This window comes from Flavobacterium sp. P1_E4, from assembly GCF_056405915.1.
This window is the reverse complement of record NZ_JBFUBE010000040.1, coordinates 1-11,381: the sequence shown is the minus strand read 5'-3', so window position 1 is coordinate 11,381 and position 11,381 is coordinate 1. Positions and strand designations below refer to the sequence as shown.

Annotated in this window: 14 protein-coding genes and 3 tRNA genes; 14 read left to right on the top strand and 3 right to left on the bottom strand. The window is 32.8% G+C overall.

What is annotated here, in order from left to right:
- Window positions 1–246: 246 nt before the first annotated feature.
- From AC1DY0_RS18530 to AC1DY0_RS18490, 9 genes are all read left to right on the top strand, one after another.
- The gene (locus AC1DY0_RS18530) at window positions 247–900 is read left to right on the top strand and encodes a carboxypeptidase-like regulatory domain-containing protein (protein ID WP_477190062.1); all 654 of its coding nucleotides are present in this window, start codon (window positions 247–249) and stop codon (window positions 898–900) included.
- Between the two features lie 156 nt (window positions 901–1,056).
- Window positions 1,057–1,578 carry a hypothetical protein gene (locus AC1DY0_RS18525; protein ID WP_477190061.1) on the top strand — a complete coding sequence of 174 codons (522 nt, stop codon included), beginning with the start codon at window positions 1,057–1,059 and terminating at the stop codon, window positions 1,576–1,578.
- A gap of 281 nt (window positions 1,579–1,859) precedes the next feature.
- The gene (locus tag AC1DY0_RS18520) at window positions 1,860–2,294 is read left to right on the top strand and encodes a MarR family winged helix-turn-helix transcriptional regulator (RefSeq protein WP_477190060.1); all 435 of its coding nucleotides are present in this window, start codon (window positions 1,860–1,862) and stop codon (window positions 2,292–2,294) included.
- Between the two features lies 1 nt (window position 2,295).
- The gene (locus AC1DY0_RS18515; protein ID WP_477190059.1) at window positions 2,296–3,624 is read left to right on the top strand and encodes a serine hydrolase domain-containing protein; all 1,329 of its coding nucleotides are present in this window, start codon (window positions 2,296–2,298) and stop codon (window positions 3,622–3,624) included.
- Between the two features lie 140 nt (window positions 3,625–3,764).
- Window positions 3,765–4,043: a rhodanese-like domain-containing protein gene (locus tag AC1DY0_RS18510; RefSeq protein ID WP_477190058.1), complete on the top strand. Its 279-nt coding sequence runs from the start codon at window positions 3,765–3,767 to the stop codon at window positions 4,041–4,043.
- Between the two features lie 8 nt (window positions 4,044–4,051).
- Window positions 4,052–4,366, top strand: coding sequence for a rhodanese-like domain-containing protein (locus AC1DY0_RS18505; RefSeq protein WP_310008706.1), 315 nt, complete (start codon window positions 4,052–4,054; stop codon window positions 4,364–4,366).
- Between the two features lie 266 nt (window positions 4,367–4,632).
- Window positions 4,633–5,496 carry a polysaccharide deacetylase family protein gene (locus AC1DY0_RS18500; protein ID WP_477190057.1) on the top strand — a complete coding sequence of 288 codons (864 nt, stop codon included), beginning with the start codon at window positions 4,633–4,635 and terminating at the stop codon, window positions 5,494–5,496.
- Between the two features lie 202 nt (window positions 5,497–5,698).
- The gene (locus AC1DY0_RS18495) at window positions 5,699–6,553 is read left to right on the top strand and encodes a transketolase (protein ID WP_310008721.1); all 855 of its coding nucleotides are present in this window, start codon (window positions 5,699–5,701) and stop codon (window positions 6,551–6,553) included.
- Between the two features lie 73 nt (window positions 6,554–6,626).
- Window positions 6,627–7,580, top strand: coding sequence for a transketolase family protein (locus tag AC1DY0_RS18490; RefSeq protein ID WP_477190056.1), 954 nt, complete (start codon window positions 6,627–6,629; stop codon window positions 7,578–7,580).
- Window positions 7,581–7,896: 316 nt separating this feature from the next.
- Here the strand turns inward: AC1DY0_RS18490 and AC1DY0_RS18485 are convergent, their stop codons facing one another.
- Complete coding sequence (locus AC1DY0_RS18485) at window positions 7,897–8,982, bottom strand: FKBP-type peptidyl-prolyl cis-trans isomerase (protein ID WP_477190055.1); 1,086 nt, start codon at window positions 8,980–8,982, stop codon at window positions 7,897–7,899.
- A gap of 79 nt (window positions 8,983–9,061) precedes the next feature.
- On the opposite strand from AC1DY0_RS18485, the gene AC1DY0_RS18480 reads away from it, so the two are divergent.
- Both AC1DY0_RS18480 and AC1DY0_RS18475 read left to right on the top strand, forming a co-directional pair.
- Window positions 9,062–9,451, top strand: a complete 390-nt coding sequence (locus AC1DY0_RS18480) for an RNA-binding S4 domain-containing protein (RefSeq protein ID WP_477190054.1) — start codon at window positions 9,062–9,064, stop codon at window positions 9,449–9,451.
- A gap of 92 nt (window positions 9,452–9,543) precedes the next feature.
- On the top strand, window positions 9,544–10,044 hold the full coding sequence (locus AC1DY0_RS18475) for a phosphoribosyltransferase family protein (RefSeq protein WP_477190053.1): 501 nt from the start codon (window positions 9,544–9,546) through the stop codon (window positions 10,042–10,044).
- Here the strand turns inward: AC1DY0_RS18475 and AC1DY0_RS18470 are convergent.
- A complete protein-coding gene (locus tag AC1DY0_RS18470) occupies window positions 10,036–10,554 on the bottom strand; it encodes a shikimate kinase (protein ID WP_477190052.1) in 519 nt (172 codons plus the stop codon). The two genes, AC1DY0_RS18475 and AC1DY0_RS18470, sit on opposite strands and share 9 nt — an antisense overlap.
- A 126-nt stretch (window positions 10,555–10,680) precedes the next feature.
- Between AC1DY0_RS18470 and AC1DY0_RS18465 the strand changes: the two genes are divergently transcribed.
- The 3 genes from AC1DY0_RS18465 to AC1DY0_RS18455 all read left to right on the top strand — a co-directional run bounded on the left by AC1DY0_RS18465 (window position 10,681) and on the right by AC1DY0_RS18455 (window position 10,986).
- Window positions 10,681–10,753, top strand: a tRNA-Lys gene (locus AC1DY0_RS18465).
- 37 nt (window positions 10,754–10,790) lie between these two features.
- Window positions 10,791–10,863 (top strand) — tRNA-Lys (locus AC1DY0_RS18460).
- Window positions 10,864–10,903: 40 nt separating this feature from the next.
- Window positions 10,904–10,986, top strand: a tRNA-Leu gene (locus tag AC1DY0_RS18455).
- Between the two features lie 175 nt (window positions 10,987–11,161).
- Here the strand turns inward: AC1DY0_RS18455 and AC1DY0_RS18450 are convergent.
- On the bottom strand, window positions 11,162–11,381 hold a 220-nt coding region (locus AC1DY0_RS18450), incomplete at its 5' end, for a transposase (RefSeq protein ID WP_477190051.1).

Genomic DNA, 11,381 nt, shown 5'->3' with positions numbered 1-11,381 from the left:
GGACTTATAGCGTCTTCTAAACTAGAAAAACGCATCTGATGACGGGAAATTCCTGTGATATGCTGCATTCTTAAAAATACGAAAATTCCTGTTTTGACACAACTTTTTTGTTATATTTGGTGATATACAAACGGAGGTTTTTTCACAGACTGACGTTAGTTGCAAGTACTACTAACGAATGAACATATCAAGTTGATGAAATATAAAATTAAAATCCCTAAACCTTGTAATGAAAATTGGAGTAAAATGACTCCAACAGAAAGAGGTATGTTTTGTTCAAATTGTAGAAAAGAAGTAATTAATTACCAATATTATTCCGATAATCAACTTTTGAAAAGTTTAAATGAAAGTGAAAAAATTTGTGGAAGGTTTTCACCAAATCAAATTGATAAAGAAATAAGCTCATTAGAAACAAATCGTTTTCATCGAATTGGATTGCTACTTGGTTTTTCATCTTTGTTTCTATCAACACCTCTTTATTCACAAAATGAAAAGTCAAAAACAGAAATTATTGAAAATAAATCAGATGATGCACTGAAACAAAAAAGCTCAGATGAGTTTATAGAGTTTTACGGTAAAATAATGGAAAAGCCTAGAAATAATAATGAGAACAGCTACCCTATTCCAGGAGTCAACATTATTCAAAAAGGCACAAAAAATATTGTGCAATCAAATTTTGATGGAGACTTTAAAATCAAAATTCCAATTGATGATTTTAAAGATAAAGTTGTTCTTGTTTTTAATTATATAGGAATGGAAACAAAAGAAGTAGAAGTTTTTAAAACAAAAAACAACCTAAAAATAGAAATGATTTTAAGTGATGTATTAATGGGCGAAGTTATAATTGTCAAAACTAAGAAAAAAAATATTTTTACAAGAATTGGAAATCTATTCAAATAGAGAATACCAGCTATTACAACGGATTTGAGCAAAAGGCTTAATAGAAATTTGGTTTTGTATTTGCGCTATTTTGGCAAATCCGAAGAATGGGCTTAATTTAGTCCCAAACCCGCTTTAGTATCAGAACGTTAGTACCAAGGAACTTAAAAACAGAAAATGAATTACAAAATAATTAAGCAGATAAAATCGATTATAGTAATTGTTATTCTAATATTTCCCTTAATTGGTTTTTCACAAAAAGACACAAATAAAACTGTGATTAATAGTTTTTCAAAAGAAAGAAAAGACATTCCAGCTAAAATAGTTAGTAATAAAACAATTGGATTAGTAGATACAATTCCAGCTTTAATTAAGTGTAAATTTTTAGATGATAAAAACAGAGGAATTGAATTAACAAGGATAACTATTACAAATTTAGAATTATGTAAAACTTTTTTATTTGAACTAGATTTGTTAAAAACTGATGATTTTGGTTATTATAGTATTTATTTAAAACCCGCTAACTATTCTCTTTTATTTCACGATAACACATATGGCAAGTTAAAAATTGATTCGTTAAAATTAACATCAGGACAAATACAAGAAATTATTGTTAATCTTGGCTCAAGAATTGTAATTGAAGAATGGAAAACAATTCAAGCTGAAACATTTCATTTAAAATCTGAAAAAAGTAATTAAAGCCGAAAATGAAGCCAGCCACTAACCTCAATTCAACGGATTTGGGCAATTGGCTTAATGGAAAGTTGGTTTTGTATTTGAAAGTTTTGGTAAACCCTAATAATGGGTTATTTTAATCCCACCCACCCCGTATTATCAGAACTTAGCGGTCATACGGTCGCACAGAATAATCTAATTAAAAAACAGCCTTTTTTTTAAAATCAAAAAAATCATTTAAAATAAAAACAAAAAAAGTATCACATAGTTGATATGTTAACTATATTTGTGTCAAACAAATTTATATGAATATTAAAAACCCAACTGGAACAGTACTTTATTCAATTGAACAAGCAATTAAAGAATATCGAAAAATATCACAGAAAAATATTTCCAAAATTGTAAAGGACATTACCGTAGACCAATGTTTAATTTTAATAATACTTCACAACGATGCCACTATTTATCAAAATGAATTGGCAAATCTTATATTTAAAGACAAAGCCTCAGTCACAAGAATGATAGAATTAATGGTAAAAAAAGAATACCTGATTAGAGCTATTGATACAGAAGATAGAAGAAAATTCAATCTTGAAGTAACTGAAAAAGGTAAAAAAACTCTTGAGTTAATAACCCCAGTAATTAAACTAAACCGAGAAACAGCTTTAAATGGTCTGTCGTTGGAAGAAATAGCATTATTAGATAAAATGCTCAGTAAAATAATAATTAATTGTAAATAAAATGAATAGAATCTACCAAATAGCTAAATCGTCACAAATTTTAATATTTCTACTTTTCCCAGCATTAATTTTTGGACAAAAAGATGTATCAACTAATCTTGCAAAATATATGCAAGCACAGGTTGAAATAAACGGTTTTAGTGGAACAGTCCTGGTTACAAAAAACGGTTCTATTTTATTAAAAAAAGCATATGGTTTAGCAGATTACGAGTGGAATATTAAAAACACTATAGATACTAAATTTCAGTTGGCTTCGGTAACAAAACAATTTACAGCAACGGCTATTCTTCTATTAGTAGAAAAAGGGAAATTGTCACTTAATGATAAGCTAAGTAAATTTTTTCCAGATTATCCAAAAGGCGATAGTGTTACTATTCATATGTTATTATCTCATTCTTCAGGGCTTGCTATGGGATTTAAAGAATTGGCAACAAGCACCATTAGCGTTGATTCTGCCTATTCTGAAATAAAAAAAATGCCTTATGAATTTTCACCAGGAACTAAAACAGCATATAGCAATATTGGCTACTACTTGTTAGCTAAGATTATAGAAAAAGTCTCAGGTGAGAAGTACGCAGTTTTTTTAAGAAAAAATATATTTGAAAAAGCAGGAATGAAGAATACGGGTGTCAGTAATAATGATTCGATAATCTCAAAAAAAGCAAAGGCTTATTGTCGAACAGAAAAAGGATTTATCCACAATCCCTATATCAATTGGGAAGTCAATGTAGGCCATGATGGTGTATATTCCACCGTTGAAGATTTGGCTTTATGGGACAATGCACTATACGGAACAACTATCTTATCTGCAGAAATGAAGAAACTAATGTTTACTCCCTATAGCTCTGAAAATTGGGGATATGGATTTATAATTAATCCATTTTATAATCATGGACATCAACTTATTGCTCATGACGGAGGTTTTTTTGGCACAATGACTTCTTTTAACCGATTTACAGATGACAAACTTTTCGTGACTGTACTTTCTAATAACGAATCATTTTCATACATAATAGCTTATGGACTTTCAGCAATAGCACTGCAAAAAGAAGTAGAACTTCCATACAAACATTATCAAACTAAAATAGATACTACATTATATGATAAATATGTAGGCAAGTATGATAAAATTGAAATATTAAAAATTGACGGTAAACTTTATTATAATAGTGTAGAAATGGAACTCATACCTGAGTCAAAAACAAAATTTTTTAGAGCGGACAATAACGACAGAACAATTGAATTTATTCAAGACAAATCAAATATTTACAATTCTATAATTTTGACAAAAGGAGGAGTGAAAGAAGTAGTAAAAAGAAATTTTCAATAAAAAAGCACGTACCACTAATACAGGTTTTACCCCCGCTATGCATTCTTTGATAAAAAATATTGTGTAACAAAAGTTACTGTACAACCTCAATTTCTGTTGTAAATTTGCATTACAAAACAATATCCATTAAAGTAAACAATATGACTTTAGAAAATATAATAAAAGAGCAACAATGTACGATTGTAGATGTACGAACTCGAGAGGAATTCAGCGGTGGACACGTTGTTGGGTCGGTCAATATCCCACTAAACGAAATTCAAGAGCGATTTGAAGAAATACAAAACCTAAAATCGCCGTTGGTGCTTTGTTGCGCCTCCGGAAACCGAAGCGGACAAGCGCAGCATTATCTTTCTCAAAACGAAATCGACTGCCACAATGGAGGTTCATGGCTGGATGTCAATTATTTTCAATCCAAATAATAAACAAAATGCTAAATAAACTAAAACAAATATTCGGCTTCGGATCTACTGTAGATTATGCAGCACTTGTAAAACAAGGTGGCATTATTCTAGATGTACGAAGCAAGGTTGAATATGCCAGCGGACATATAGAAGGTTCCATAAATATCCCCGTAGATATTTTGAAAAATAGTTTATCTCAACTGAAAGACAAAAACAAACCCATTATCACTTGTTGTGCTTCGGGAATGAGGAGTGCAAGGGCAAAAAACATCCTCAAAACTCATGGCTACACTGATGTTCATAATGGTGATGGGTGGAGAAGCTTACAAAGCAAAATATAAATCGATTCCTTTTTAATCACTAAATATCTGGTTTAACGACAGCGTGAGGGATAGAAGCAAGCTACCGAAGTAGCTCGGATAGCCCGACAGCATAAGGAAAAGGGGCGACTAATCGATACCATTAGTCAGCCCCTTTTTCTTATGGTGGCACGCCCAGATAATTTGGAAAGCTAAATTCATCGCGAAAAACTTATTCTATTTCATTTCACAAAAGAGTCCAAAGATTCAAACAGAAAAGTCTAAATTTGAATAAAACTGACTAAAAAATGAACTTAGCACAAAAACTAGGATATCCAAAAGATGCCAAATTATTGATCATACATGCCGATGACGCAGGATTATCACTTTCTGAAAACCGAGCGACCATACAAGCCCTCAAAAACGGAATGATCAATTCCTACAGTGTAATGGTGCCTTGCCCGGGTTTTAATGAAATAGCAACATTCGCTAAAGACAATCCTCATTTTGACAGCGGAGTTCACTTAACCTTAACTTGCGAGTGGGAAAATTATAAATTCGGTCCTATTTTACCCATTTCCGAAGTGTCGAGTTTAGTCGATCAAAATGGTCATTTTTATAAAAACAGAACCGATTTTAAAAATAACGCAAAAGCAGAGGAAGTTAAAAAAGAACTGACTGCTCAAATCGAAAAAGCATTACAATCAGGATTGCAGCCCACACATCTCGATTCGCATATGTGCAGTGTAGCTGTAACTCCAGATTTTTTGGAAATTTATATCCATTTAGGCAAGACCTACAATTTACCAGTTTTCATAAACAAAGCATTCATTGAGTCCATAAGTTTGTCTAATGAACCGTATGATTACAAAGATGTTCTTTTATCAGACAATCTTTGTATTGGAAATTTTGCAGATTTTGAAAAAGGGATGCTTCGAAGTTCTTACGAAAAACATTTAGATGATTTAAAACCAGGTTTCAATGTGTTTCTGCTTCATCCCGCTTACAACGATGCTGAAATGCAAGAAATTACAATAAACCATCCTAATTTTGGATCCGAATGGAGACAAATCGATTTTGATTATTTCACTAGCCTTGAATGTAAATTAAAACTTGAAGAAAACAAAATCCAGCTAATCACTTGGGGAGCCTTAAAAAATCTCATCAAATAGATTTTCAAATATTTGAACTTTGCCTCTATAGACACCAAAATTTCATTATTGGAATTTCAATTTTCAAATTTTAACCAACTTTATTTATAGAATTTGTTTTTTATCCAAATTTAATCTTTGATTCATAAGATTTACTCCAAAATCACTTGTCTTAAGCCAAAATAAAAATTACTTTTGCTGCAGTTTAACTTTTACACACAAAATGAAGCCTAACACACAACAATTAAACGATTTAACTATCCAAGTAAGAAGAGACATTCTTCGTATGGTTCACGCTGTTAATTCAGGTCACCCAGGAGGGTCTCTTGGTTGCACCGAATTTTTAGTGGCCTTGTACCAAAATCTTATGGATCGCAAAGAAGGATTTGACATGGACGGAATTGGAGAAGACTTGTTCTTCCTTTCAAACGGACATATTTCACCTGTATTTTACAGCGTTTTGGCAAGAAGCGGTTATTTTCCGGTAAAGGAATTAGCCACCTTCCGTTTAATCAACACAAGACTACAAGGGCACCCAACAACTCATGACAATTTACCTGGAGTACGTATTGCTTCTGGTTCATTGGGACAAGGGTTATCTGTGGCAATTGGTGCGGCTCAGGCTAAAAAACTAAACAATGACAATCATATCGTTTACACACTTCACGGTGATGGTGAATTACAGGAAGGCCAAAACTGGGAAGCGATTATGTATGCATCTGCTAAAAAAGTAGATAATATTATCGCAACTGTTGACCTTAACGGAAAACAAATTGACGGTACTACTGACGAAGTTTTGGCAATGGGAAGCATTCGCGCTAAATTCGAAGCTTTTGATTGGGAGGTTATTGAAATTACCAAAGGAAATGACATTGAAGCGATCATTGGAGGAATGAATGAAGCAAAAGCGAGAACCGGAAAAGGAAAACCAGTTTGTGTATTACTTCATACCGAAATGGGTAACGGTGTTGATTATATGATGTACAGTCATGCTTGGCATGGTAAAGCACCGAATGATGCACAACTTGCAAATGCTTTAGAACAAAATTATAATACTGGAGGTAATACAGACTATTAAAAATGCTTTATGCTTTATGCTTTAAGCACTATGCTTATTGCCTATAGCTTATTGCTTATAGCTTTAAAAAAAAATGAAAAAATATACAAATACAGGAAGTAAAGATACTCGTTCGGGTTTTGGAGCGGGAATGACTGAATTAGGTCAAAAGAATGAAAACGTTGTGGCACTTTGTGCTGATTTAATTGGATCATTAAAATTTGATGATTTCAAGAAAAATCACCCAGAGCGTTTTTTCCAAATTGGAATTGCAGAAGCAAACATGATTGGAATTGCAGCAGGATTAACTATTGGAGGGAAAATTCCTTTCACTGGAACTTTTGCTAACTTTTCTACGGGAAGAGTTTATGACCAAATTCGTCAATCTGTTGCTTATTCAGATAAAAATGTAAAAATCTGTGCTTCTCACGCAGGATTGACTCTTGGAGAAGATGGAGCTACACACCAAATCTTGGAAGACATTGGATTAATGAAAATGTTACCTGGAATGACTGTAATCAACACTTGTGATTACAACCAAACAAAAGCGGCTACATTAGCTCTTGCTGATCACCATGGTCCAGCTTACTTGCGTTTTGGCCGTCCGGTTGTGCCTAATTTCATGCCAGCTGACGAGCCTTTCGTTATTGGAAAAGCTATTCTTTTAAACGAAGGTACTGATGTGACAATTGTTGCCACAGGACATTTGGTTTGGGAAGCTCTTATTGCTGCTGAAGCTTTGGAAGCAAAAGGTATCTCTGCTGAAGTAATCAATATCCACACCATTAAACCATTGGACGAAGAAGCGATTCTAAAATCATTGGCAAAAACCAAATGTATTGTTACTGCTGAAGAGCATAACATCCTTGGAGGTCTTGGAGAAAGCGTTTCTAGAGTATTAGCATTGCACCAACCTGCTCCACAAGAGTTTGTAGCAGTTAATGACAGCTTTGGAGAATCTGGAACACCAGACCAATTAATGGAGAAATACAAATTGAACAATCAAGCGATTGTTGAAGCTGTAGAAAGAGTGATCAAAAGAAAGTAATCTTTCACTATAAATATAAAATCCCATCTCGTTGTAAAAAATGAGATGGGATTTTTTTTATGCTTCTATTCTGATTTAATTTGGATTGAAGGAAGCACACAGATTTTACTTTTGTCGTCATTTAAAAAAGCAAAAACTTAAAGTTACGGGAAGTAATTATGAAATTGGAGCAAATGAACACTACATAATCTATATATGAGTTTTTTTTTTTTAGAATTTCAAGAATAAGTGAGTCATGGCAGCGATTTGCCGGTCAACTTTTTTCAGGAACAGATGAACAAAAAAAATCTCATTCGATTGGAATGAGATTTTTATATTATTGATTCACATAATGACAAGTTTTATCCAAATACCTTTTTTTCTTTCTGTCAGAAGTCGGATTCCCCGAACAATCAGGAATTAAATCATAAGGGTAATTTACCCCATTTATATCCTTAATTTCTCCTTTTGTAGCGTAACCATCACCATCATCATCATAATCATAATAATCAGGAATTCCATCTCCGTCTGAATCATCCGGATTAGGAACTCCGCTTGCAAAAGTATACATATATCTGTCCCCATCATCTTCCTGAAAAGAAAGAATACCATCTGGATCACGATATGAACCACTAGGAGGAGAATTAATCTCATGATCGTATCTTTTTAAACTATATAATTTAATACTAAACATCAACGGAGAATAAGCTGGAATTTTATCCTGAACTTGATTATAATACCCCATCCCAGAAGGAAGAAACATTACCCCTACCCCAAAATCATTATATACTATTGTACCGGTACCGTCAGGATTTGAAGAAACCCAACCTGTCATAAATTGAGGAAAACCTTCAGACCATCCACGAATAACACCCACTCCCCCATCATGATTCGAACCATCAAGATTAAATAATACTTGTCCATTATTAGAAGAATCAAATACCGTTCCAGCATCATCCAATAAAGTCCCCTTGTAACCAGCATATACACCATCAACATTACAAGGATATTCACCTCCAGCATTCAGGGTACTATTTCTAACTCCTTCCCTGATTAATAAAGTGTATATTTTATAAGTAACACCCCCCAGAGGAGAACCTAATTCATTTTTAGTATTTACATCTCTACTGGTTAATCTTGGAAGTGATGTGCTATTTAAATAAGAATATAAAGATTTTTGTGTTGCAGGATTGTCAATTTTTTTGATTATCACATCCTGATCTTCCGGTAAACCTGGCTTATCAACAACTTCGCTAATATAATGCGTTTTTAAATAATTATATATGGCTAAACTATCTTTCGGATATTGCTCAGCAAATGGTTTTGGCGGAGTTATATCTATGTTATCATCATTTTTATTACATGAACTTACAGTAATAACTGTTACAATCAATAAAATAAAATAAAATTTAATTTTGTTCATTATTGGATATGGTTTAAGTCGCAAATATACATTAATGATTTACTTTTGTAAAGTATTTAACTTTGATTTTAGAAATTTCATGAGAATAGACAAATATTTATGGTGTGTTCGGTATTACAAAACCAGAAATATGGTAACCGAGGCTTGCAAAAAAAATCACATTACTGTAAATGGTATTGTTGCCAAGCCATCTAAAGAGGTTTTTCCTACCGATAAAATTACTTTTAGAAAAGATCAAATCACACAAATAATCACCGTTCTTGACATCCCCGATAATCGTGTGGGTGCCAAACTCGTTGATATCTATAGAAAAAACGAAACTCCTGCCGAAGCTTATGCCCATTTAGAATTATTAAAACTTTCAAAAGAGCACTATAGAAAAACCGGAACTGGAAGACCAACAAAAAAAGACCGAAGAGATATTGATGAATTTGGAAATGAAATAAAAGATGAAGACGAAGTGGACTAAAATATTCTGTTTCAGTTTCCAGTTTTGAAACCAGATTTAATCACATAAAATTCGTCTAACTTTTTTATCTTTGAAAAAAATAACAATACGCCATGAGCAAAAATATTATTCTTACCAATCAACAAATTGAACATACCACCAAAAGAATAGCTTACCAAATCTATGAAACTTTTGTAGAGGAAGAAGAAATTGTGATTGCTGGAATTACAACAAATGGTTTTATTTTTGCCGAAAAGATTGCTCAAGTATTGACAACTATTTCACCTATCAAAATTTCGCTTTGCGAAGTACAAATCAGCAAAGAAAACCCAAAACTTCCAGTGACGACCTCCCTAACAAAGGAACAATACAGTAATAAAGGATTAGTGCTTGTAGATGATGTATTGAGCTCTGGAACTACTTTAATATATGCAGTAAGACATTTTCTTGATGTTCCTTTAAAAAAGTTTAAAACCGTTGTTCTTGTTGACAGAAATCACAAAAAATTTCCGATTAAAGCCGATTTTAAAGGAATATCACTTTCTACTTCCCTATTAGAACATGTAGATGTTGTTTTTGACAACAATGGCGATAGTTATGCCAGTTTAAGCTAATAGGTTTAAAATATCATTTACCGTTTCCTCGATAGATTTATCATCAACATTCACTTTATATTGTGCGTGATTGTAATAAAAACTTCTATCAAAAAGGTGTTTTGCTATAAACTCCTTCATTTCCTCTTCACTTTTGTCCGCAATAAGCGGTCTTTTGCTCTTATTAGACACCAATCTATTAAATAACGTATCAATTGATGCTTTCAAATAAATAGACGTCACACCATCTCCTATTAACAATTCATGATTATTGGCATAACAGGGGGTTCCTCCTCCTAAACCAATAATATTTTTACCTGGATTATTTAACAATTCTAGAAAATAAGTATGTTCTAATTTTCTGAAATGAATTTCACCATGATTTTCGAAAATCTGTTTTATGGACATTTTTTCATTTTTTTCGATATATTCATCGAGATCAACATAGGGAATAGAGATCATTCCCGAAAGTTTTTGAGCAATTGTAGACTTACCACAACCCATATACCCTAATAATATAATTTTTTTCATTTGAATAAGACCTTACATATTAAGGCGTTAAGAGTTTTTAATTAAAAAAGACAAATTTATAATAATTTTACTTGGAAACTTCGAAAAAAAGTCCCTATATTTGCACCCGCATTCAAGAAACGAAATGACTCGATAGCTCAGTTGGTAGAGCACATCACTTTTAATGATGGGGTCCTGGGTTCGAGCCCCAGTCGGGTCACAAATTATGTGATCAAAACATAAGTTTCTTGAAGCATGACTCGATAGCTCAGTTGGTAGAGCACATCACTTTTAATGATGGGGTCCTGGGTTCGAGCCCCAGTCGGGTCACAAAAGGTCGAGTAATTTATTACTTGACCTTTTTTTTTAAGGCCACGTGGAGAAACGGTAGACTTGCCATCTTGAGGGGGTGGTGCTCGTAAGGGCGTGTGGGTTCAAATCCCACCGTGGTCACATTAGAAGCCTACTTACAGGTATCACAAAGGTTTAAATAAACATTTTCATCAATGTCTTGAGAAATGTTTATTTAAACCTTTTTTTATTTAATTACTTCCTTACTATTTTAAAAATCAAGAGATCAAATTCAAAATAAATTGAGAATTAAGGGATCAGGTGCAAAAGTTGGGGATTATGCAAAAAGATTAGATAATCTGAACAAGAAAAAATCTATATTTCTCACTCCTCTAAATTGACTTCTAAAAGCTTTTATTTTTGCATTGAAAGATTCGGCAGAAGCATTTGTACTTCTGTTATCAAAATAGTTTAAGATTGACTTGTAATTAAAAGTTATGGTATTAAGCAGAATATTAAAGTTTTTAAAGCCTGATTCTTCTACATTTCTATACCAA